At 62.2% G+C, this 23,129-nt stretch carries 24 protein-coding genes; all 24 read right to left on the reverse strand.

Annotated features, from left to right (window positions below):
* Positions 1-3: 3 nt before the first annotated feature.
* A complete protein-coding gene (gene flgK / locus NHF53_RS00280; protein WP_252832616.1) occupies positions 4-1,458 on the reverse strand; it encodes a flagellar hook-associated protein FlgK in 1,455 nt (484 codons plus the stop codon).
* A 19-nt stretch (positions 1,459-1,477) separates the two neighbouring features.
* Positions 1,478-2,683: a flagellar hook protein FlgE gene (locus NHF53_RS00285; protein ID WP_252832618.1), complete on the reverse strand. Its 1,206-nt coding sequence runs from the start codon at positions 2,681-2,683 to the stop codon at positions 1,478-1,480.
* A gap of 130 nt (positions 2,684-2,813) precedes the next feature.
* Positions 2,814-3,485, reverse strand: a complete 672-nt coding sequence (gene rem, locus NHF53_RS00290) for a transcriptional activator Rem (RefSeq protein ID WP_114362524.1) — start codon at positions 3,483-3,485, stop codon at positions 2,814-2,816.
* A gap of 266 nt (positions 3,486-3,751) precedes the next feature.
* Positions 3,752-4,354, reverse strand: coding sequence for a transglycosylase SLT domain-containing protein (locus NHF53_RS00295; protein ID WP_252832620.1), 603 nt, complete (start codon positions 4,352-4,354; stop codon positions 3,752-3,754).
* The gene (locus NHF53_RS00300; protein ID WP_252832621.1) at positions 4,272-5,723 is read right to left on the reverse strand and encodes a flagellar hook-length control protein FliK; all 1,452 of its coding nucleotides are present in this window, start codon (positions 5,721-5,723) and stop codon (positions 4,272-4,274) included. Before NHF53_RS00300 ends, NHF53_RS00295 begins: the two co-directional genes overlap by 83 nt.
* Positions 5,724-5,757: 34 nt before the next feature.
* Positions 5,758-7,056 carry a chemotaxis protein MotC gene (motC, locus tag NHF53_RS00305; protein ID WP_252832623.1) on the reverse strand — a complete coding sequence of 433 codons (1,299 nt, stop codon included), beginning with the start codon at positions 7,054-7,056 and terminating at the stop codon, positions 5,758-5,760.
* Between the two features lie 4 nt (positions 7,057-7,060).
* Positions 7,061-8,287 carry a MotB family protein gene (locus NHF53_RS00310; RefSeq protein ID WP_252832624.1) on the reverse strand — a complete coding sequence of 409 codons (1,227 nt, stop codon included), beginning with the start codon at positions 8,285-8,287 and terminating at the stop codon, positions 7,061-7,063.
* Entirely contained in the window at positions 8,284-8,928 is a 645-nt protein-coding gene (locus NHF53_RS00315; RefSeq protein ID WP_252832626.1) for a GTPase, read from the reverse strand. Before NHF53_RS00315 ends, NHF53_RS00310 begins: the two co-directional genes overlap by 4 nt.
* 272 nt (positions 8,929-9,200) lie before the next feature.
* Positions 9,201-10,166 (reverse strand): flagellin, encoded by a 966-nt coding sequence (locus tag NHF53_RS00320; protein ID WP_252832628.1) that lies wholly within the window; start codon positions 10,164-10,166, stop codon positions 9,201-9,203.
* A gap of 272 nt (positions 10,167-10,438) precedes the next feature.
* Positions 10,439-11,659 (reverse strand): flagellin, encoded by a 1,221-nt coding sequence (locus NHF53_RS00325; protein WP_252832629.1) that lies wholly within the window; start codon positions 11,657-11,659, stop codon positions 10,439-10,441.
* 329 nt (positions 11,660-11,988) lie between these two features.
* Positions 11,989-13,209, reverse strand: coding sequence for a flagellin (locus tag NHF53_RS00330; protein WP_252832630.1), 1,221 nt, complete (start codon positions 13,207-13,209; stop codon positions 11,989-11,991).
* 248 nt (positions 13,210-13,457) lie between these two features.
* The gene (locus NHF53_RS00335) at positions 13,458-14,678 is read right to left on the reverse strand and encodes a flagellin (protein WP_252832633.1); all 1,221 of its coding nucleotides are present in this window, start codon (positions 14,676-14,678) and stop codon (positions 13,458-13,460) included.
* A 293-nt stretch (positions 14,679-14,971) separates the two neighbouring features.
* A complete protein-coding gene (fliP, locus tag NHF53_RS00340) occupies positions 14,972-15,709 on the reverse strand; it encodes a flagellar type III secretion system pore protein FliP (protein WP_112688971.1) in 738 nt (245 codons plus the stop codon).
* A complete protein-coding gene (locus NHF53_RS00345) occupies positions 15,706-16,215 on the reverse strand; it encodes a flagellar basal body-associated FliL family protein (protein ID WP_252832635.1) in 510 nt (169 codons plus the stop codon). The genes fliP and NHF53_RS00345 overlap by 4 nt, the downstream gene beginning before the upstream one ends.
* Positions 16,216-16,253: 38 nt before the next feature.
* Positions 16,254-16,967, reverse strand: coding sequence for a flagellar basal body L-ring protein FlgH (gene flgH / locus NHF53_RS00350; protein ID WP_252832636.1), 714 nt, complete (start codon positions 16,965-16,967; stop codon positions 16,254-16,256).
* On the reverse strand, positions 16,964-17,509 hold the full coding sequence (locus NHF53_RS00355; protein ID WP_374590970.1) for a MotE family protein: 546 nt from the start codon (positions 17,507-17,509) through the stop codon (positions 16,964-16,966). The genes flgH and NHF53_RS00355 overlap by 4 nt, the downstream gene beginning before the upstream one ends.
* Entirely contained in the window at positions 17,506-18,600 is a 1,095-nt protein-coding gene (locus NHF53_RS00360; RefSeq protein ID WP_308218658.1) for a flagellar basal body P-ring protein FlgI, read from the reverse strand. Before NHF53_RS00360 ends, NHF53_RS00355 begins: the two co-directional genes overlap by 4 nt.
* 26 nt (positions 18,601-18,626) lie before the next feature.
* Positions 18,627-19,112, reverse strand: coding sequence for a flagellar basal body P-ring formation chaperone FlgA (gene flgA / locus NHF53_RS00365; RefSeq protein ID WP_252832638.1), 486 nt, complete (start codon positions 19,110-19,112; stop codon positions 18,627-18,629).
* A gap of 17 nt (positions 19,113-19,129) precedes the next feature.
* A complete protein-coding gene (gene flgG, locus NHF53_RS00370; protein WP_252832639.1) occupies positions 19,130-19,918 on the reverse strand; it encodes a flagellar basal-body rod protein FlgG in 789 nt (262 codons plus the stop codon).
* Between the two features lie 18 nt (positions 19,919-19,936).
* Positions 19,937-20,278, reverse strand: a complete 342-nt coding sequence (locus NHF53_RS00375; protein ID WP_112688963.1) for a flagellar hook-basal body complex protein FliE — start codon at positions 20,276-20,278, stop codon at positions 19,937-19,939.
* Positions 20,275-20,694, reverse strand: a complete 420-nt coding sequence (flgC, locus tag NHF53_RS00380; RefSeq protein WP_114362512.1) for a flagellar basal body rod protein FlgC — start codon at positions 20,692-20,694, stop codon at positions 20,275-20,277. Before flgC ends, NHF53_RS00375 begins: the two co-directional genes overlap by 4 nt.
* Before the next feature lie 3 nt (positions 20,695-20,697).
* On the reverse strand, positions 20,698-21,084 hold the full coding sequence (flgB, locus tag NHF53_RS00385; protein WP_114362511.1) for a flagellar basal body rod protein FlgB: 387 nt from the start codon (positions 21,082-21,084) through the stop codon (positions 20,698-20,700).
* A 74-nt stretch (positions 21,085-21,158) separates the two neighbouring features.
* Positions 21,159-21,719, reverse strand: coding sequence for a flagellar protein (locus NHF53_RS00390; RefSeq protein WP_114362510.1), 561 nt, complete (start codon positions 21,717-21,719; stop codon positions 21,159-21,161).
* A gap of 2 nt (positions 21,720-21,721) precedes the next feature.
* Positions 21,722-23,122 (reverse strand): flagellar protein export ATPase FliI, encoded by a 1,401-nt coding sequence (gene fliI, locus NHF53_RS00395; protein WP_252832641.1) that lies wholly within the window; start codon positions 23,120-23,122, stop codon positions 21,722-21,724.
* Positions 23,123-23,129: the final 7 nt, after the last annotated feature.

Genomic DNA, 23,129 nt, shown 5'->3' on the forward strand with positions numbered 1-23,129 from the left:
AGATTATCCCGCCATGTCCAGGACCGCCTTCAGCATGGAATCGATGGTCGACACCAGCTTGGCAGAAGCCTTGTAGGATTGCTCGACATCCAGCAGCAGCGACAGTTCCTCGTCGAGGCTGACGCCGGTCTTGGACGAATAGACCTGGAACGCTCTTTCATAGAGAGCAGTCTTGTTGTCGGTTGCCGTCGTGGCGTTCGCCCGCATCTCTTCGAGCCAGCCGATGGAGTCCGTCGAGAAGGTCAGAAGACCGGACGACGTATCCAGTCCGGCCGAGGGATCGAACGGCCGCGACGTGCTGAGATTCTCGACATAGGTGAGCAGCAGGTCGGAGTAGCCACTCCCTCCTGTGGTGTTCTTGACGTAGGCCGCGCCATTGATGCCGCCGTCGCGCAGCAAGGTCGGATCGCCACCGGACGACGTCACGAGCGCGCTGTTGATGGTGATGGAGGCGGCAAGTCCGGGAACGACGGTGCCCGACGCAGGCACGGTGCCGGTCGGCCAGGTGAACAGGCCCGGCAGCGGATTGGCCCCGCCGGCATCGGCTTCCTGGAACGCTTCGATCAGGCCCCGCGCGACTTCGTCGAGCTGGTTCTGGAAGGTAGGCGCAACATCGTCGCGCAATTGCAGAAGCGCGGCGAGCGAGCCTTCCGCGCTGCTATTGCCGCCGACACCGGCTTCCACCGCAACGCCGTCGATGTAGACGGCATTGCCGGTGACAGTCGCCGAATAAGTATAGGTGCGGCTGAAGGAGACAGAGCGCGGAATGGTCTCGAAGAGGGTCGTCCCATCCGCCGTATAAAGGGCGATGTCGTTGTTTTCCCTCATGACAACGGAGACACCGACGATACCCGATATCTCCTTCAGGATCGTTTCCCGGGTGTCGAGCGCGTTGTTCGGATCACTGCCGGTCGCTGTCGCCTGGACCACAGTATCGTTGGCCGTCTTGAAGTCGGCGAGCAGCCGGTTGAGTTCGGCGACCTGCGACTCGAGCTCCGCATCGGCGTCCGCCCGCAGGTTCTGAACGGTGCCCGACACGCGGTTCAGCGAGTTCGCCACGTCGAGAGCGTCGGTTACAACGGTCTGGGCAAGGGCGAGCTGGCCCGGCGATGCCGCGAAGGCCTGGAGGCTGCTCTGCAGCGTCGACATGTAGGTCGAGGGAGCGAGTTCGTACTCGTTGCCCCCGAGGCTCGATTTCAGAGTCTCCAGACCGTCGAGAAGGGTGCTCTGCGCCTTCGACTGTGAGTTGGCGCTGACCGTCTGAAAGAGCAGCGCCAGCTGCTGATTGCGCTGCGTAACAACGGTGGAGGCACCGAAAATGGTATTGGTTACGACCGCCGAACGACGCACATAGTTTTCGTTGCCGTCATTGGCAATGTTCGTCGAAATAACGGAGGACTGATCCCCCATATTCCGGAACGCTGCCTTAGTCGTGTTGATTGCAGACGTGAGCGACATTGGCTAGCCGAACCTTACATTATCTCTTCAGGTTGACGAGGACGTCCATCAACTCGGAGCCGGTCTGGAACACCTTGGAGTTGGCCGTGTAGTTACGCTGCGATTCGATCATCGCGGTGAGTTCTTCGGCGACATCGACGTTGGAGTCCTCCAGCGCACCCGACAGGATCGTGCCGAACCCGGCCGAACCGGCATAGCCCATGACGATCACGCCGGAGTCGTTGCTCTGCGAATAGAGATTGCCCGCGACGGGCGTCAGATTGTCCGGGCTCTGCACGGTCGCAAGGGCGACACGGTAGCGCGGCCGCAAGTCGCCGTTGTCATAGACCACCGAGACCACACCATCCTTGTCGATCTCGTAGCCGACCACTTCGCTGGCCGCATTGCCGTTGATCTTGGCCCCGGTCTCGACCGAGAAGTCCGCCGCCAGCTGCGTTGAGCCGGAGATATCGATCGCGATCGCGCCCATGTTGGCACCGTCGACAGCAAACCCCGCGGTGGTCAACGATAGCGGAGACGTGAGTTTCCCATCGGCGTCGAAGTTGAGGGTCGTCGAGGGAATGACCGTGGTGACTGGCGGGCCTGCATAACTCGCCTCGACCGTCCAGGTATTCGCCGCGGTCTTGGTGTAGGTGAACTCGAGCAGGCGGCTGTTGCCCTGGCTGTCATAGGCGACCAGCGAGGTAGACTTGCTATAGCCTGCCGCCTCGCCGGACGGCAGGTTCACGTTGAGCTTGCCCTCGGTGGAGGCAGTGGCCGAGATCGAGGCCGACGACAGATTGACCGGCGTCAGGCCTTCGAAGCCGTTGACGACGATCGTCGGATCCGCGCTCGAGGAGTACTCGTAGCCCATCAGCGTGTATCCGGCCGCGTTGCGCAACGTGCCGTCGTCCATGACTTCGAAAGAACCGGCACGGGTCAGGTATTCGACGCCGTCGCCGCCGCTGACGATGAAGAAGCCGTTGCCCTTGACGGCGAGGTCGGTCTCCGAGGTCGTATAGCTGAACGTGCCCTGATCCGAGATTGAGTAGCGGATATCGGTTTCGACACCACCCGAGTTGTAGGCGCCGCCGGTGGCGGGCAGGATCATGGAGGAGAACTGGACCGAGGCCTTCTTGTAGCCCACGGTGCTCGAGTTCGCGATATTCTCGGCCACCGTTCCGAGACGGTTGGCCTGGGCATTCATTCCGGACACGCCGGTTCGCATGGTACCGTAAAGGCTCATGAAACTTCCTCGTTTCTATCGTCTTTGGGAGAGTAGGAGACGGGCCTTGCGTGAAGCTGTCTGGAACGCCGAAACCGATTGATCGAGATCATGGACGGTGAGCCGGGACACCGAAGACCCGGTCACCCGCTTAGCTCCAATCGATGCAGTAGCCGAGGAAACGCTTCGAATCGACAGGATCGAAGCCGAGCTTCTTGCGCAGCTTTTTGCGCAGCTTGCTGATGTGGCTTTCGACGACGTTCTCTTCAACTTCCTCGTCGAAGATGCCGTAGATCGCGTTGAATATCTGCGACTTCGAAACGCGGCGCCCGCGATTGAGGACGAGGTATTCGAGGATGCGCCGCTCGCGCCGCGGCAGCGGGAATACTTCGCCGTCGATCTCCGGATCACGGCCATCGTTGAAGACCCGGATCGGACCGATCTCCGTGTAGTTGCTGATCGCCCGCAGCCGGCGCCGGATGGCCGCCGCCCGGGCGAGAATTTCCCGCGGATGCACGGGCTTGCGCACGACATCGTCGACGCCGCAATCAAACAGTGCAAGCGTCGCCTCCAGCGAGGGCTGGTCGCTCACGGCGATAACCGGGGCCTGGGTGCGATCACGGATCGCCCGCGGCAGGTCCATCGTCTGGTCCCCCTGTCCCAGGAGAAAGGCCTCCACCGCCGCAATGTCCCCGTCCGCAGCCGTATTCACCCATTCGCCGAATTCCGCCGGGTCGAACCCCGTCGATGGAATTCCTTCTCGCCCGAAAAGGGAGGTGTATCCCTCCTTCACGAGCTCACGCTCATCAACCACTACGATCATTCGTCCGCCTCCGAATCAGTGTGGGTACTTCGATGCACTATGGGTACGAATCGGAGGAATCGGGGACAACTGCTTAATGTTAACGATAGATATTAATAGTTGATTAAGGATCGGGTACTGATTTGAGCTACATCTAGTGGCTACGGGCCGAAGGAGACACTAATCTCTCGTGGATAATTTCGACAATGGTTAACAAGGCTCTTGCCCGACATAATTCGCCAAAATCCGGCCACATTACCGCCAAATCCTGTGGATCGAATTGAAATTCAACTTTTAGTTGTTTGTACGTCGCAGAAGTTCCGCGCGTTTACGGTCCATTTTCCGTAGCCGGTGGCGACCAGATTGGCGATGACGCGACAGACGTAACGCTTCTGCGCGGGGTCGTTGTCGGGGCCGGCGTGATAGCGTGCGACCGCCATCGTCCAGGTGTCATGACGTCCATGCAGACGCAACAGAAATCGTGCCGCGTAATCGACATTCTGGCGAGGATCGAACATCGCTTCCACCGAGGAAAAATTCTCCAGATGGAAGTGCTGGTTGATCTGCATGCAGCCGACGTCGATGAGCTTAGCACCTTGCCGGCGCGCTTCCATGAAGGCATTGATCGCCTCGCTGCGACTGTCGAAAAACAGAGGCTTGCCCTCGACGTTCAGCGCGTAGGGCTGCAGCGAGCCACGGCGCCCCGTCTCCGTCAGACCGACCGAGTAAAGGATGCCTTCCGGGATGGCGTAGCGGGCCGCAGCCTGCTGGATCTCGCGTTCGCAGGCACCCGACGAAGCGCGGCTCTCAGAGGTAAACGTGGTCAGGACGAGCGCCGCCAGGGACGGCACCGCCACTATTGCCAGCCGTTTCAGCCAGGCCTGCCTCATTTCCGATCCTTCCTCTGCCATCATCGTCACCGCGCGTGCTGCCGAACACCTCCTGCCGTGCACCACCTCCGGCGCTCTGTCCGCCGCCCTGCTGTGCCTGCTGGCCACCCTGCTGCCACTGCGGAGCACCCTGACCACCGTCACCACCTGCTGTCCGTTCAGCCGAAGGAGCGATGCTGACGTGGACGTGGTCGATCGTCAGTCCCTGTGCCCGCAGCGCCTTCAGGATGTCACCCTGGTCGTCGCTGAGCTGGCGGAGGGCGGCATGGCTCTCCACGGTGAGGTGAACCGTCAGTTCATCACCCTTGAGGCGCAAGTTCGCCGTCACACTTCCGAGCTCGATAGGCGTCATCTGGATCTTCAGCGTGTGAACCGCCTTCGCGCCACCTGCTGCGGCCGCGGCGTTCGCAAGTTCTGCGGCAGGCTGCATAGCCTGCAGCCACTCTCCGTCACCGGCGAGCGTCGCGGCGATATTGGCCGCATTGGAGGTCGAGGCGGGAGCAAGATAGCGGCGAGCGTCCAATACCGCGACCGTCTGTGCACCGTCGGCCGCTGCCGTGCCGGCCTCGTAGGCGGCCGCGTCCCCGGACTCGCTCACCCGCATCGTCAGCGACTGCCCCTTCCCGTCGGGGCGCGCGAAGCGGAACGTGCGATCCGCGTCGGACTCGGATGGAGCGACAGCCTCCATGGGCTGTCCGTCGAGAGAGGTGTCGCGGATCGCCTGACCCGCCGAGGCGGGTCTCGTATCGAAGACAGGGATCATCGTGTCCTTGCCTCCGGCGGATCGATCCGATCGCTCCTTCTCCGCTCCTGCCAGTTCCGCATCCACCGGAATGCCCGGTGCCGTGCCGTTGAGCAGGGATAGCACTTCGCCGACATCCGTGGCCGGGACATCAACGGCGTTCTCGACCGCCTGATCGGTCTCGGCGTCGGCGACCTCCCGTCCGATCGCAGATCGAGCCCCCCGTGCCACCGGCTTGTCGGCTTCCGCGCCGCGACGTCCCGTCCCCTCTCCGCGCCCCGAAGGCATCTCATGCGAGGTTTTCGCTACCCCGGATGTTGTCTTCACAATCCCGGATGTTCGCGCCAGTAAAGCCGCGCTCGCGTCCTTGCCGTCGTGGTCCCGGGCCTTCGCCGGCGTCCGTGCATCCGCGTCCTCCGGGACTTCTTCCTCTATGGCAGGTGTGTCGCCATCGGAACGACTCCGCAAGTTCCTTGCCGAAATATCGATCCTCGGTGCCGGACGCTCATCATCGACCGGTGCCTTGTCGCTTCGTCGTTCGGCGCCCTCCAGCGCCTCCGAGAAGCCGCCATCGGCAGATCGAGTGGAAGCAATCGTACTGCCTGCCCTGCCCGTGGCATCAGGCAAGGGGCTCGTTCCTGTGACACCGATATCGATCATTTCACTGCGCCTCTTCTTGTAACAGGCTGTCAATTTCCTGAAGTCTGGAACGTCCGGATGAGACGAAATCCCGAAACTGCGGATCCATGGCGATCTCATCGGCCTTCGTCTTGGCAGGAGCCGTCTTCTTGGCGACGGTTTCGGATGCAGGCACCTCGCCCGGAAACTGCAGAGGCTCTCCCTGCTCCGGCGTGGCCATGGCTTCGACTGCCGCCGCTGGAGCATCGGCAGGCTGCGGGGACGAGCCTTCCTGGGCCGGCTGGCTCAGGATTTCGCGTGCAACCGCCTCGGCAGCGGCGCGCAAGGCCCGATCTGCCGGCGAGAGATCCTTTTCCGGTATACTGGCGAGAGCGTCGACGGCCGAAAGGATGTCGGAGGTTGGAACCTCGGCAAGACCTCCGTACAGGCGGGCCAGCGTGTCGGCACCTTCCGCCGTGCCGGAAAGCGCCTTGGCACGCTCGGCGGCCAGACCTGCGAGCTGGTTCTTGCCGCGGACCGCCGCAGCCCTCGCGATCCTCAGGTAGATCTCGCGCGCCCGATCCTTGTCCATGTATCCGAACGTCGCGCTCACGTCGTCGGCGTTGAGGAGCTCATACCGCTCGACGACGAGCCGCACGAACAGATCGGCGAACTGGCTGGCATAGGGAGAATGGAGAAAGCGACGCGCGTAGCGGTTCGCGTAGGTCGCCGCCTTGGGAACGTCACCGGCCTCGATGGCGATGGCGACCGAACGACGAAGCGCCGCCTCCTCCACGATCGTACCAGGCGCAGTCAACCGCGCCCAGTCATAGAACTTCAGGGCACCCTTGGGATTGGTCGAAATAGTCACATTGCCGGCGACAAGGGCAAGATAGGGAACGATCTTGCTGTCTTTGTACTCCCACACAAGTTCACCGAGGGATTTGGCGATCAGTGTCCCCTTCCCCGCGAGATACTTGCGCAGCGCGTCTGTGACGCGATTGTCGAAGTTGCCGTCGACGTCCCTCGCCACGAGATATTCCAGCGTCTGTGGATTGCCGCCACTCATGGCGTAGATCAGGGCCGCATCGACATTGTCGGTGCTCTCGAAGACGGAAGCGTCGGCCTGCCGCAGGCGCTTGTCGATCGTCTCGAGCATAAAGCGCTGTATTTCACCAGCCGAATGGTCTCCGAGGACGACCGAATCCTGCACAAACTGCAGTGAACGCAGCATCTTGTAGGGCGCAATCGTCTCCAGGTCCTCCGAACGCACCTGCCCCGGGCCCGAAAGACCCAGGACGGCGAGTGCAGAACCAAAAAGGAAGCGCCTCAAACTTGCCATCCGACTATCCTTGGCCCGCTTGAATCAGGATCTCGATGCGACGGTTGGCATCGGCGAGCGGATCGTCCGGCACCTGAAGGCGCCGGTCGGCGAACCCCGATACCTGCTGGACCCGCCCTTCCGGAAGACCGCCGCGCAGCAGCATATAGTAGGCGCTGTGAGCGCGCGCCATCGAGAGCCGCCAGTTGTCGTTGTCCGTTCCCTTGAACTGACGACCGTCGGTGTGGCCGCGAATGACGATCGAGCCGGGCCGCTGCTGCAGGAGCTTGCCGATCTTCTCCATGGCGACGACCATCTCCTTGCGCGGGACGGCGGAGCCGACATTGAACATGGGCGCGTCGAGCTGGTCCGAGATCGTCACCAGCAAGCCACCTTCGGACGGTTTGACGACGAGGCCCTCGGCAAGCTTACCGCTCGCGCCGCCGATGGCCTTCTCGATCTCATCTCTGAGCTCGGTTGCCGCCTTCTCCGGAGCGGGGTCGGCCTTCGCGTCCGCCTTCTTGCTTTCTCCCTCGGCAGGTTTCGCCTCCTCCGTCGCAGTCTCCGGCCGTGTCTCCTTGGGGTCGAGAGCCGCAATCTGGTCCTTGGCCGGGTCTCGCGGTGGCTCCGCTGCCTGCGCGGTGTCAGACGCCGGCTGGCCGTCCTGCCTGGCCGCCTGGACCTGCTGGCTCCAGAAGTCCGGATCGAAGGGATCGCGATAGGCCTCCCCGCCGGAAGCGCCGGTCGAGGGACCGGAATCGCCTGCACCACCCTCGCCCTTGGCGCTGACATTCGCCTGCTGTCCGACCTCCTGGGCGATCTCGGCCAGCACCGAATAGGGGTTCTCGAAGAAATCGGCCTCGGAATAGTTCTGCTGGTCGCCCGCTGTCGCCGTCTGGTCCTCGCCGGTCGCCGCCGCGGCACCCACGGTGTTCTGCTGGTCCTCGACCTGCGAACGTTCCTTCTTCTTTTCCCCGTCCGCCTGGTCCACGGGCTTCTTCACGCCTTTTTCGGTCGGCTTCTCGTCGGCGAGCTTGATCGGATTGAAATAGCTCGCGACGGAGGCCTTGGTCTCCTCGTTGGCGGCATTGACGAGCCACATCACGAGAAAGAACGCCATCATCGCGGTCATGAAGTCGGCATAGGCGATCTTCCACGCACCGCCGTGATGGCCGTCGTGGTCACCGCCACCGTGGCGCTTGATGATCACGACCTCATTCTTGCCGTGGTGATGGTTTTCGCTATCACTCATCCCAGCACTTTCTTCAGGCTAGCCGTCCAGGCCGATATACGCGTAACCAGCGCGGTGCCGCCGACATCGGCGGTGAGATCGAGATCCTCCGCCTCGACATGGTGCAGCAATTGCGCATTCTCTCCGAGCGCCTCCTTCAGCATCTCGAAGAGGGCAGCCGGGCCGCTGACGACGATCGCGCCGGCCTCTCCGGAGAGAATCGCGGTCGACAGCTGTTCGGCGAGATCCTTTACCGCGTTCGCCACCACCTGTTCGGAGAGGAAGGGAGCGACGGCCACCGCCGCCTGCTCGCTGACGGCGAGGGCGATCTGCCCCGCCGTGCGATTCAGGCCATCCGCAAGCATTCTGGCAATCTCCGCTTCGAACTTCTGGCGCACGGCGTCCAGGGCACGAGCGTGCTCCTCGACGAGCGCCTGACGCTCGGCGTCAAGCTTCTCGCGCAAGTCCCGCCCTGCGGCCTCGTAGCCCTCCGCATAGGCCGCGCGACGCTCGGCGTCGAGATCGACCGGCTCCGGTATCGGGGCCGCGAAATCGATATCGAAGGTCGGCTCCTGTTCCGGAAAGGTCATTCCCTGCGCACCCGGCGCACCGGCAGCGGGCTGGGAGAAGTCCTTGAGGTAGCGGGCTAGCGGCAGGCTCATGCGCGGCACGCTCCGGCAGCTCGCCCCGACGGGCCTGTTCCCGTCATGCCCCGCCCAGCGAACAAACTCTGACTGCGTTTCATCCTGACTACCACCGCGGTTTCCGCTGCCGGGCCGCCGACCAATCCCTTGCAGGCAGAGGCTCCCGGAGTTTGACGTATTCGCCTCGACGCTAAGCATCCAAACTTGTGCGAGGATGAATGGCCCGAGGTCCATCCGTGCGCCGGGACCCTGCGTCCGACCGCAACGCGTTCAACGAGAGCAAAGCGCGCTCACTTGAAGAGAGTCAGGATGTTCTGCGCATTGGTGTTGGCGATCGAAAGCGCCTGAATGCCGAGCTGCTGCTGCGTCTGCAGTGCCTTGAGCCGCGTCGACTCCTCATTCATGTCGGCATCGACCAGGCGCCCCACACCCTTGTCGATCACGTCCATCAGGTTGGAGACGAACTGTTCCTGCATGTCGATGCGCTTGGTGATCGCACCGAGGGTGGAGGCGGAATTCGTCAGCTGCTCGAGCAGGTCCGAGACGACGCTGATCATGTCGTCCATGACCGCATCCGTGGTGGTGCCGTCGATCTTGATTTCCGTGCCGGTGGCGGGCGACGTCGAGCCGACGTCGAGGAGAAAGTAGTTGCGCGCGACCCCGCTCGGGCTGGCCGTCAGCGCATCGGCGTCGACATCCCTGGTCAGGATGCCGCGCGCCGCGTCGACGGTATCGACCAGCACCGACTGGCTGGTGTCGAAGTCAAGCGTGGTCACCTGAACCGTTCCGTCCGTCGCGCGAACGAAGGAGGAGACGACCTGTTTGGTGCCGAGTGCCGCGGAATTCGTGTTGTAGAGCCAGTTCTGTCCCGAGAAGGACGCGGACTGGGTGGTGGAGACGAGCTGATTCTTGAGCTCCGTCATCTCGGCATTGATCTTGGTCTTGTCGACACCGGGCTCCCTGGCAGCGACGAGCTTCGCCTTGATCTCGCTCATGACGTGGATGACGTTGTCGAGCGCCGTGTAGGCCGTATCCACCGTCGCCGCACCGAGCCCGAGCGCGTCCGACACCGTCGAGAGCGAGGAATTGTCCGACCGCATCGTCGTGGCGATGGACCAGTAGGCGGCATTGTCGGCGGCCGTTTCCACGCGATAACCAGAGGACACGCGGCGTTGCGTGGTCTCCATGTTGTTGTCGATCGCGCGGAGAGTCTGAAGTGCCGCCATAGCGGCAGCATTGGTCAGAATACTGGTCATCGAGGGTGCCCTGTTCGCATCATGGGACATCCGGCGCCAAGCCGGCGGCGACAGGCGGGCATCATGCTGGCGGAACCTGACCCGGAACCGCCCCGTCACCTGTTAACAAATCGTTAACGGGGACATTTAACAAAGACTTAACATGATTAGCAAGGGTTGTAGAGCCGAAGGACCGCGAAAACGAAAAGGCGGCAAGCCTCGCGCAAGGTAACAACGCAAAAGGCCGCGCCCCGAGGGGCGCGGCCGGTCCGTTCGACTGATCCTTTCCGCGATTAGCGGAAGAGCGTCAGGATGTTCTGCGACGAGGAGTTGGCGATCGACAGCGACTGGACGGCGAGCTGCTGCTGGGTCTGCAGTGCCTTCAGGCGGGTCGATTCCTCGTTCAGGTCGGCGTCGACGAGACGGCCAACACCCTTGTCGATGGAGTCCGTCAGGCTGGCGACGAATTCCGTCTGCATGTCAATGCGCATGCCGAGCGAACCGAGCTGGGCAGCGGCGCTGGTCATCGACTTCAGAGCGGTGTCGACCATCGACAGCAAGCCCGCGAGCTCGGTAGCGGTCGTGGTGTTGTCGATCGTGAAGGTGTCGACCGACATGGCAGTCGACGCGGCGGTGTCGGCCGTGTTGATCTGCCACTCGTTACCACCGGCGTCGGTCGCGAAGACTTCCTGCGTTGCGTTGACGGCCGCGTTCTGTTCGGTAGCGGCAACCCAGGTGTCCGAACCGATCTTGACGAAGCCCACACCGGCGCCGGCGCCGTCGGAGGCCACTGTCCAGGCAATGCTGCCGCCAGCATCGAAACCACCGGCCGCGGCAGTCACGGCTGCGCTGACCTGCGCCGTCGTGTAGGACTTCAGGTTGTGCGAGGTCGTGACGCCACCGTCGTTGACGTTGACGACGACGCCGTCGCCGGCAATGTTGGTGGTCTGGTCGAGCAGACCGGTGTTGCCGTTGGTATCGAACAGGACGTTCGATGTGGTCAGCGTGTAGTCGACCTTCTTGACCGAGACGGCGCCCGAAGAGTCGCGGACGAAGGAAGCAACGACGCTCTTGTTGACGTCTGACGACAAGGCGCCCGTAAGCTTCGCCTGCAGCCAGTTTTCGCCCGAGAAGGAGGCCGCTTCGGCGATCGAGGTCAGCTGGTCCTGGAGCTGGGTGATTTCTTCCTGGATCTTTGTCTTGTCGACGCCGTCTTCGGTGGCGGCGGTCAGCTTGGCCTTGATGTCCTTGACAACGTCGATGGCCGAATTCATGCCGGAATAGGCGGTGTCGACCTTGGCAGCGCCGAGACCGAGGGCGTCCTGAACGGCCGACAGGGCCATGTTGTCGGAACGCATGGTGGTTGCGATCGACCAGTAGGCGGCGTTGTCAGACGCAGAGCCGACGCGCAGGCCCGAAGACACCGCCGACTGGGTCTGTTCGAGGCCGGACTCGATGGAACGAAGGGTCGAAAGTGCGGCCATCGCCGCGACGTTGGTGAGAATGCTGGTCATTTAGGTTGTGCCCCTTGGCGACTGGAAATTTGACAGGGACATTCCGGAAATCCACCGGGAACGGGTGTTTTGCTTCATGCATGTCAACGTCGCAGAATCTGCGGTCAACCTCCCGTTCGATGGTTGTAGACTATGCGGGTGTAGTTAACGGGAAGTGAAATAAACGAATTAAATCGGATAAAAGATTAGCGATACTTTGCAATACTTGCTTAACTAAAGTTACTCATTTCTTAACGCGCACCAAATGCAAAGGCCGCGTTCTTTCGAACGCGGCCTCTGTCATTCTCAGGCTGCACAGACGGCGCCTCCGCCACCTGTTCAGGAAACTATCACTTGAAGAGGGTCAGAATGTTCTGAGACGCCGTGTTGGCGATCGACAGCGACTGGACGGCGAGCTGCTGCTGGGTCTGCAGCGCCTTCAGTCGAGTCGATTCCTCGTTCATGTCGGCGTCGACGAGACGGCCGACACCCTTGTCGATGGAGTCCGTCAGGCTGGCGACGAACTCCTGCTGCATGTCGATACGCATGCCGATCGAGCCGAGCTGGGCAGCAGCACTGGTCATGCTTTCGAGAGCAGTGTCGACCATCGACAGCAGACCCGCGATCTGGGTGCTCGTTGTGGTGTTATCGATGGTGAAGGTATCGACCGACATCGCCGTGGACGCGGCGGCGGCTGCGGTGTCAATCTGCCATTCGAAGGTGCTCGCGTCGGTCGCGAAAACTTCCTGCGTGGAGTTGACGGCCGCGTTCTGTTCGGTAGCCGCAACCCAAGTGTCCGAACCGATCTTGACAAAGCCCACACCCGCACCCGCACCGTCACCCGCAACCGTCCAGGCAATGCTACCGCCGACGTCGAAGGCGCCGCCCGCCCCCGTGACAGCCGTACTGACCTCGGCCGTCGTATACTTGACGACGTTGTAGGATCCGGTGACACCAGCGATGTTCACGTTGACGACGACGCCGTCGCCGGCGATGTTGGTGGTCTGGTCGAGGATGCCGGTGTTGCCGTTGGTGTCGAAGAGCACGTTGGTGCTGTCGAGCGTGTAGTCGACCTTCTTGACCGAGACGGCGCCCGAGGAATCGCGGACGAAGGAAGCGACGACGCTCTTGTTTATGTCAGACGACAAGGCGCCCGTAAGCTTCGCCTGAAGCCAGTTCTCGCCCGAGAAGGACGCGGCCTCGGCAACACTGCGCAACTGGTCCTGAAGCTGCGAGATTTCTTCCTGGATCTTGGTCTTGTCGACGCCGTCTTCGCTGGCGGCAGTGAGCTTGGCCTTGATTTCCTTGACGACGTCGATGGCCGAGTTCATGCCGGAATAGGCCGTGTCGATCTTGGCGGCGCCGAGACCGAGGGCGTCCTGAACCGCCGACAGGGCCATATTGTCCGAACGCATGGTGGTCGCGATCGACCAGTAAGCCGCATTGTCCGATGCACCGCCGACGCGAAGGCCCGAGGAGACGCGCGCCTGGGTCTGCTCCATGTTGGAGTCGATGGAACGAAGAGTCTGGAGGGCGGCCATGGCCGCGACGTTGGTCAGAATGCTGGTCATTGAGAAAGTTGCCCCTTGGTTGGCGGAGTATGAAAAAGGGACATTCCGGTCGCGCCGGGAACGACGGTCAGCATCATGCCTGCTAACAGGTTATTAGGGAGTGTTAACCCGTCGTTGCGATGCTTCCATCTAGCTTAAACATGGTTAACAACTGCTAAACGCGAGTTGACAAAAAACATGCCGCGCCCCGGGGGGCGCGGCATGCTCGAAGTTTCAGGAATGTCGGGAAACCCCGGTAATCCAGCCGATCAGCGGAACAGCGACAGGACGTTCTGCGACGACGAGTTGGCGATCGACAGCGACTGAATGGCGAGCTGCTGCTGCGTCTGCAGTGCCTTCAGGCGGGTCGATTCCTCGTTCAGGTCGGCGTCGACGAGACGGCCGATGCCCTTGTCGATCGAATCGGTCAGGTTGGAGATGAACTCTTCCTGGATACCGATTCGCGAGTTCAGCGAGCCGAGCTGGGAGGCGGCACTGGTCATTGACTTCAGAGCAGTGTCGACCATCGACAGCAGGCCCGAAAGCTCGGTAGCAGTCGTGGTGTTGTCGATCGTGAAGGTGTCGACCGACATGGCAGTCGACGCGGCGGTGTCGGCCGTGTTGATCTGCCACTCGTTAGTGCTTGCGTCGGTCGCGAAGACTTCCTGCGTTGCGTTGACAGCCGAATTCTGTTCGATAGCGGCAACCCAAGTGTCGTCGGCGATCTTGACGTAGCCGACACCGGCACCGGCGCCGTCGGAAGCCGTGGTCCAGGCGATCTTGCCACCGGCATCGAAGCCACCGCTCGCGGCGGTCACGGCCGCGCTGACCTGCGCCGTCGTGTAGGACTTCAGGTTGTGCGAGGTCGTGACGCCACCGTCGTTGACGTTGACGACGACGCCGTCGCCGGCGATGTTGGTGGTCTGGTCGAGGATACCGGTGTTGCCGTTGGTATCGAACAGGACGTTCGACGCGCTCAGCGTATAGTCGACCTTCTTGACCGATACTGCGCCGGAAGCATCACGGACGAAGGAAGCCACGACGCCCTTGGCCGTGTCGGCGGCAACGCCACCGGTGAGCTTGGCCTGCAGCCAGTTCTCGCCCGAGAACGAAGCTGCTTCGGCGATCGAGCCCAGCTGACCCTGGAGCTGGGTGATTTCTTCCTGGATCTTGGTCTTGTCGACGCCGTTTTCGGTGGCGGCGGTCAGCTTGGCCTTGATTTCCTTGACGACGTCGATCGCGGCGTTCATGCCGGAATAGGCCGTGTCGACCTTGGCGGCGCCGAGACCGAGGGCGTCCTGGACAGCCGACAGCGAGGCGTTGTCAGACCGCATGGTGGTCGCGATCGACCAGTAGGCGGCGTTGTCAGACGCAGAGCCGACGCGCAGACCCGAGGAAATGCGGGACTGGGTGTCGTCCAGGCTGGCGGAGATGGAACGGAGGGTGGACAGCGCAGCCATTGCACTGCCGTTGGTAAGAATACTGCTCATAGAGGTGTCCCCTTGGAAACTCGATACGTTGGAGGGACATGCCGGATTACCTACCGGCAGAGGCGGACGACGTCATGTCAATTAATCTTCGTTTGAATTAATCCGTCTCTGGAGCAGCATCAAACAGCACGGATTTTAACGTCGTCTGAACCGGACTGGTTAAGAAAGTGTTATACGGCACTTTTCCGGCCCTTAACGGGGCTTTTCGCGCAAGCATATGAAAAATATATGTTATTTTTCCGATTCAGCCTTGGCGACGAAACGAGCTCGTTAACCGGCGGCTCGGGCCACGGCTAGGAAAACGACCGGACGAGGCTGCCCACAAGGAGATTCCAGCCGTCGATCAGAACGAAAAAGAGAATCTTGAACGGCAGTGAAATCGAGGTCGGCGGCAGCATCATCATGCCCATGGCCATCGTGATCGTGGCAACGATCATGTCGATGACGAGGAACGGCAGCACGATCAGGAAGCCGATCTCGAAGCCTCGCCGGATCTCCGACAGCATGAAGGCGGGAACGAGAACGCGGTAATCGACCTTGTCGCCGGTGATCGCCGTCTGGCCACGTTCGTTGGCGATGTCGACAAAGAGCTTCAGATCCTTGTCGCGCGTGTTCGCGGCCATGAACGTGCGGAACGGTTCGGCGATGCGCTGGACGGCCTCGGCCTCGGTCACCTGGTTATCCAGCAGCGGCTGGACGCCATCCCGCCAGGAACGGTCCATCGTCGGCGCCATGACGTAGAAGGTCATGAACAGCGCCATGCTTGTCAGGATCATGTTGGAGGGGGTCGTCGCGAGCCCCATTCCAGAGCGCAGGATCGAGAAGGCGATCACGAAGCGGGGAAAGCTGGTGACCATGATCAGGATGCCGGGAGCGACGGACAGAACCGTCAGCAGCCCGAAGGTGCGGATGATCCACGCCGCGACCGAACCATCGATCGGCGCGTTCAGCAGATTGGTCGGAAGCTGCTGCGCGTGCGCGAGCTCCGGCACCGTCGTCATGACGGCAAGCAAGATGAGGTATCGAATCATTCGATCACGAAGGTCCTGAACATTACCTTCGATACCCGCCCTTCCGAGCGAAGGTCAACACGCTCCTCGATGTCGTCCCGCAGATACTGAAAGCCTCGCGGGCCTTCCACCTGCTGCAGAGACACGGTGCGCATATAGGCAAGGATGTCCTGGTGGATCTGTTCGGCGAGCGCTGCGTCGGGAGCGCCCTTGAACATGAGAGCGACTTCGAGACGAATCCAGCTCTCGGAGGGATAAGCGAGGTTCGTGGTGATCGGCTCGAGCTGCACGACACCGTTCGCCTCCGTCGCGATACGGGCGAGGCCTTCTTCCGCCTTGCCGCCGTGTGCGCCCGCCTTCGCTTCCTCCGCCGCCGCGGACTCCTGGGAAGCCTTGATGTCGGGTGCAATCATGGTGCCGACCAGCCAACCGCCACCGCCGCCCGCCACCGTGAGCAGCGCGATCGCCGCAATCATCAGCATGAGCGGCGACTTCTTCTTTGCTTCCGTTTCTTCCGCTTCTTCCATGATCCCCGCACCCGCTTCGGTTCGTTGGCCCATCACCGTCAGATCGGCGAGAACAGATCGACGACCTGCTGGCCGACGGGCGGCTGCTGTACCTCCGTCAGACGACCACGTCCGCCATAGGAGATCCGGGCCTCGGCGATGCGGTCGTAGGAAATGGTGTTGTCCGCATCGACATCCTGCGGCCGGACGATACCGGCGACGTTGAGGATACGGATCTCATGGTTGACGCGCACCTCTTGTGAGCCGCTGATCAAAAGGTTTCCGTTCTCGAGAATCCCTGTGACGACCGCGGCGACGAGAAGCGTCAGCTTCTCCGACCGTTCCGTCGAGCCCTTGCCAGCCGTGCTGGTATCGGAGCCGGACGACAGATCACCGGTGGTCACCGGCGGCGTCCAGCCGAAGAGGTCGGCCTGGGTCGACCACTTCATCCCGCTCGAATTGGTGCGGCTACGGTCCGTTTGGTTGTTGAACGAGGCCTTGTCGTTGATCTGGATGTTCACCGTCAGGATGTCGCCGACGTTGATCGCGCGCGAATCCTTGAAGAGTGCAGCCTGGGAGTCGCTCCAGAGCGAATAGCCGCTGGCCACCTGACGCGGCTGTTTCGGATAGAGCGCCATCTGTGGCGTCTGGCTGTAGCGCAGGCCACTGCCGATCGGGCTCATCGACGGCGCGTTGCCGATCTCTTTCAATGTCTGGCTCTGGCAACCGGCCAGGAACAAGACAGCCAGGACGGCAGGAAAACGCTTCGTCATGAGGGGTCCCTCGAGGTGGTAGGATCGGCGGCGCTCGACATCACTCCCGCAACGATGGCGGCCTTCTCGGCATTCATCTCGCTCAGGATCTGGCTCGACTGACGCGCCGGCAGCTTCATGACGATGGCCGCTGCCAGAACGGGGTCGATCTTTTCGAGCTGAGGAGCGGCTGCGTCCGCCTTCATGTTCTTGTAGATTTCGACAAGATTGACCTCGGCCTGCTGCATGAAATCATTGCGGCGCTTCAGCCAGTCTTCGTATTCGGCCTTACGCTGTTCAAGGACGCCGATGCGCTGGTCGACCTCTGCCTGCAGCTTTTCGAGTTCCTGCTTCTGCAGCAGATAGCGCTGATCGCGCGCCGGATCGGCGATGCTGGTGCAGAACTGCTGGATTTCCTGCTGCGTCGCTCCGCCGGCCGGCGGGGCAAGGGCGGCAACGTCCTCTGCAACAGCTGTGCCCACGGGAACGGCAGCCAGGAACGCCGCAAGGGTGGCGGTTCCGGCGAGCGAGAAACGGATTTTGCAGTCGATTCGATCCATCATTGCAGGACGAGCTCCGCCTGAAGTGCGCCGGCCGACTTGATCCCCTGGAGGATCGCGATGATGCCGTCGGGCTTGACACCGATATTGTTCAGTCCGCTGACGAGGGTTCGCAGGTCCGGTCCGTCGACGATGGCGATCGGGCCGCCGTCCTTTTGGGCGAGGATGTCCGTTTGCGGTTGCACCGCCGTTTTGCCGTTCGAGAACGGCAGCGGCTGTATGATCTGCGGTGTCTCCGTAACCTGGACGGTGAGCGTCCCGTAGCTTACGGCCACCTTCGAAACACGGACCTCGGCGCCGATCACGATGGTGCCGGTGCGTTCATTGATGACGACCTTGGCCGGTGAATCCGTTTCGACGACGAGATTTTCGATCTCTGCCATCAACCGGGCAAGATCGGCCTGACGCGGCTTCTGGACGACGACTTCCTGGGAATCGCGCGCTTCTGCGATGGGTCCACCGTAGCGCGATCCCGCGTAGGCGTTCACCGTCTCGGAAATCCGGATCGCGGTGGTGAAGTCGGGATTTCTCAGCTGCAGAACGAGATTGACAGAGTCCTTGAACTTTGACGGAAGCTCGCGCTCGATGATCGCGCCATTCGGCACGCGGCCCGATGTCGTGACGCCCTCGGTGACACTCGCCGCCTGGCCTTGAGCATTGAAGCCGGAGACGATCACAGAGCCTTGCGAGACGGCATAGATCTGGCCGTCGGCACCGGTGAGCGAGGTCATCACCAGCGTACCGCCGCGCAGGGAGGAGGCATCGCCGAGCGAACTTACCGTCGCATCGATCCGGCTGCCTGGGCTCGCGAAGGGCGGGAGCGTGGCCGTCACCATGACCGCGGCGATGTTCTTGGCATTCGACTGGCCGCCCTGCGTCGAGATTCCGAGGTTCTGCAGCATCGCCCGCAGGGACTGCTCGGTGAAGGGTGAGGAGCGCAGGCTGTCGCCGGTTCCCTGGAGGCCGACCACGAGGCCGTAGCCGATCAGCTGGTTGTCACGTCCCGACTGCAGCGACGCGATGTCCTTGATGCGCGACGCTGTGGCGGCACTCGCGCCGGAGGCGCAGGCCAGGCCGAGAAACAAGCTGAGCAGTGCCAGCGCGCCTTTCCGTAGCAAACTCATTTCGCCATCACCTGTACCGTACCATCCGCCATCACCGTGCCGCTGACGATTGCACCGGAATCGATGTTGCGAACCTTGATGACGTCGCCGACACCGGCATCTGTCAGGGGTGTTCCGGATGCAGAGATCACCAGATTGCCGATCGCGAACGTCAGACGGACGCTGCTGCCGCGCTTGATCGCGTAAGCCTCCCGCAATCCGGACAAGGGGATCGTCCGGCCCTGCAGCAGGGTTCGCTTCGTGACCATGCCGATCACCTGGCCGACCGAGCTCGCATAGCCGCCGGCCAGATTGGGATTCGTGACCCTCACTTCCTCGACCTGCGATGCGGAGATTGTCTCGCCGGGATAGATCGTCTGCATCGGCACGACAGCGTAGCCGTCCTTCGCCACGGCCGGCAGGGTCTGACCGAATACGAAGGATGCGACGACCGCAAACGGGGCCATCGCTCTTGCGTATCTGGTGATCCGGCGAAACCTCATGTTTGCCTGCCTCCTGCCTACTTCAGGTTCTTGCTGACGATCTGTGCCATCTCGTCGGCGGTCTGGATGACCTTCGAGTTCATCTCGTAGGCTCGCTGGGCGGAGATCATGTCGGTGATCTCCCTGACCGAATCGACGTTCGACGATTCCAGGTAGCGTTGCTTCAGATAGGCAAAGCCCGGGTCTTCGGGCGCACCGACGATCGGTTCGCCGGAGGCCGCGGTCTGCGCGAAGAGGTTGTCGCCGAGCGGCTTCAGGCCGGCTTCATTGACGAAGTTGGCAATCGTGAGCTGCCCGAGTTCGGTGAAGTCGTTGCTGTTGCCGATGCGCGCGGAAACCATGCCGGTACGGCTGATGACCACTTCACTTGCGTTTTCCGGAACGGTGATCGCCGGCGATACGGCATAGCCGTCGATGGTCACCAGCTGGCCATCGGCATTGGTGTTGAACGCTCCCGACCGGCTGTAGAGGATCGCGCCGTCTGGCGCCTCGATCTGGAACCAGCCGCGGCCGACCAGCGCGACGTCGAGATCGTTCGAGGTCTGCGCGAGCTCGCCCTGGGTATGGATGTTGCGAACCGCGGCAGTCTGCACGCCGAGACCGATATTGGCACCCTCCGGTACGATCGCCTGGTTGGCGCGGTTGGCTACGCCCTGGGTGCGCTCCGTCTGATACAGAAGGTCGGCGAACTCGGCCCGGGCCCGCTTGTAGCCGGTCGTATTGATGTTGGCGATGTTGTTGGCGATGACCTCGAGATTGGTCTGCTGTGCATCCATGCCGGTGGCCGCGATGGCAAGCGCTCTCATGTGTCCGTCCTTGATCCGCTAGATCTGCATCTTGGTGATTTCGAGATAGGCCGTGACGATCTTGTCGCGCAGCGCGATCGCAGTCTGCAGCGACTGTTCCGCAGCGAGCACGGCGTCGACGACCTCGCGGGTGTTGGCCGTACCCTTGATGCCCTCGAAGGAGGTGACTTCCGCCTGCTTCAGATTGTTGACGGCATCGGTGGCCAAGCTGCCCAGCACACCGGCAAAACTCAGACCGGTTGCGGCACCCGGGGTGACGCCATCAGACGGTCCCACGGAGGTGGAGGCGGACTCACCGGCGAAAAATCCGAGTCCGGAGGAACGGGAAAGCGAAGTTACGTCTTCAGTCTTCTCAATCATTGCGAAGCTTTCAGCAGGTTGATGGTCGAGGAGATCAGGTCACGCGTCTGCTTGACCGTCTGCAGATTCGCCTCGTAGGTGCGGTTGGCCTCGCGCATGTCGGCCATTTCGATCAGGACATTGACATTCGGCATCTTGACGTAGCCGCGCTCGTCCGCAGCGGGATTGCCGGGATCGAACTCCCGGATGAAATCGGAATCGTCCTCGCCAAGTCTCTTCACCGCCACGAGATCGGCACCGCTCACCTTGTCTAGCTCGGCCCCGAAAGTGACCGTCTTGCGCCGATAAGGCTCCGCACCGGGCGTATCGCCCGTCGAACGCGCATTGGCGATGTTTTCCGAGACGACACGCAGACGGGTGGACTGGGCTTCCAGCCCACTGCCGGCGATCTTGAGGGCGGCTGACAGCGGATCCATGGCTTACCTCTTAACAGTCATCAGCATCATGCGATGAAAGGATGTGACGAGAGCCGTGTTGAGCTGATGCTGGCGACCGATTTCGCCCGCCTTGGTCAACTCGTCAGCCAGCGCGACGCTGTTGCCGGACTCAAGAACGCCGATCTCCTGGTTGAGAGCGGCTTCACGGACCTCCACGTCGTCACCGTACTCGCTCGCGGCGAGATGACCGGGATTGGTCCTCGCCATGCGTGGCACCGTCTCGTCCAGCACCGCGCTGAAGGGGGTAACCTCCCTGGCGCGATAGTCGGGGGTGTTGGCATTGGCGATGTTGCTGGCAACGACCTCCTGGCGAATGGAAAGCCATTCGGCTTGCCTGGAGGCCAAAGCGAACAACTGGATAGGCTGCATAGGCTTCACTCCGTCATTTTCTGGATGTGAACCTACGCACGTAATCTTGCGTGGGACTTACGGGTAGACGAACGTCAATCGGGCTCGTAGACGGCGCCCGTGGAGCTGACGATGACCCACTTGCCGTCGCGCTGTTCCAGCGTTGCGACGCGACTGTTGTCGGGGAGAATCGAGCCGACCCGCACGATATACATGCCGGAATTATCCTCGATCAGTGCCCGGCCGTTGGCGACATGCAGCAGACGGAAGCCACTTTTGCCGGGGAACGGTTGCTGCTCTTTCAGTTCCTTTCCGGCCGCGTTTTCCTTGCCGATCTTGGAGACCGTCGCCGTCACCAGCGGGTCGGTCTTCGGCCAGTTGAGCTTCGGTCCGTTGTCGTCCTTGTCGACCATCGCGAGGGGCGAGACACTGAAGACGTTGCGACCAGGCGTTTCCGGCAGGTCGCGCGTATGATCCATTTCCGCGACGCGGATACCGAACTTCTCTTCGTTGAAGAAGACGTACCAAGGGAAGAATGCGGCCGCGCAGGCGAGGGCGACCCCCGTCACGGCGAGAACGCGGTCGGTGGTCGACATCGCGCGCGAAGCCTGCGGCTTTGGGGACACTGTCCGTTCGTCGGTATCGAAGTCGGTCACGACTATCCCCTCATTTTTCCGATGGCGGCCGGCGCCGGCTGCGTCGCCGCCTGCTTCAAGGCGTTGGCAAGATCGGCGTAGGCATCCATTGCCGGCCTGTCGGCGGGCGTCTGCTTCAGAACCTCGTAGATCACCGGCACCTGCTTGATCGCCATGTCGAGATCAGGATCGCTGCCGGCGCGATATCCCCCGATCAGGCGCAGGTCGCGGGTTTCCTCGAAGCGGTGGATGAGCGTCTTCAGGCGGGAGACCAGTTTCTCCTGATCGTCGCTCCAGGCCTTGCGCGCAAGGCGCGAGATCGAGGCGAGCGGATTGATCGGCGGATAGCGCCCCTCTTCCGCCAGCGAGCGGTCGAGCACGATATGGCCGTCGAGAATGCCGCGCGTCGAATCGGCGATCGGGTCGTTGTGATTGTCACCGTCGACAAGAATCGAAATGATGGCGGTGATCGTTCCCGAACCCTCGGTGCCGGGACCTGCCCGTTCCAGGAGGCGCGGCAACTCGGTAAACACCGAGGCGGGGTAGCCGCGCGCAACAGGCGGCTCGCCGGCGGCCATCGCCACCTCGCGGATCGCATGGGCGAAGCGGGTAACGCTGTCGACGATGAAGAGTACGTTTTCACCGCGGTCGCGGAAGTGTTCGGCGATCGTCATGGCCGCGAGCGGTGCCATCTTGCGCAGCATCGGGCTCTCGTCGCTGGTGGCGATGACCGCCACCGACTTCTTCATGTTCGGACCAAGCGTATCCTCGATGAACTCACGCACCTCGCGTCCACGTTCACCGACGAGCGCGATCACGACCTTGTCGAAGGCGTCGGCCCGGGCGAGCATCGACAGAAGCGTCGACTTGCCCACGCCAGACCCGGCAAAGATGCCGAGGCGCTGGCCGAAGCACAGGGGTGAGAAGATGTCGATCGCCCGGACGCCGGTGCGAAACCCCTGTTCCACGCGCCGCCGTGCCATGGATGGCGGCGCGCTGTTGGAGACCGGACGGCGCAGCAGGCCGGGCGTGAGCGGCCCGCGTCCGTCGATCGGCTCGCCGAGCGCGTTGATCGTGCGACCGCACCAGCTGTCGTCGGGAGCAATTCTGAAGGCGCCCTTGCGAATGACGAGATCATGGATGCCGATCGGCTCGCCCGGTTCGATCGGGCAGACATAGGCGACGTCAGGCTCCACCCGCACCACCTCTCCGAGGTGGATTCCGGTCGGGCTGCGATGGGCGACGAATTCACCGAGCCTCACGTGCCGCGAAAGTCCCGCCACCGTGTAATGGCCGGCGGCGATCGTGCGCACACGGCCTCCGTGGGTCACCGAAAACGCGGGATCTGCATAGCGCGCCGCCAGGCCTGCGAGCTGGGTCAGCTTGCCGGAAAGGGCGAATTCAGCGGAGACGGGTTCAGACATGGCTCAG

Source organism: Ciceribacter sp. RN22 (genome assembly GCF_024054295.1).
GTDB classification, from domain to species: Bacteria; Pseudomonadota; Alphaproteobacteria; order Rhizobiales; family Rhizobiaceae; genus Allorhizobium; species Allorhizobium lividum.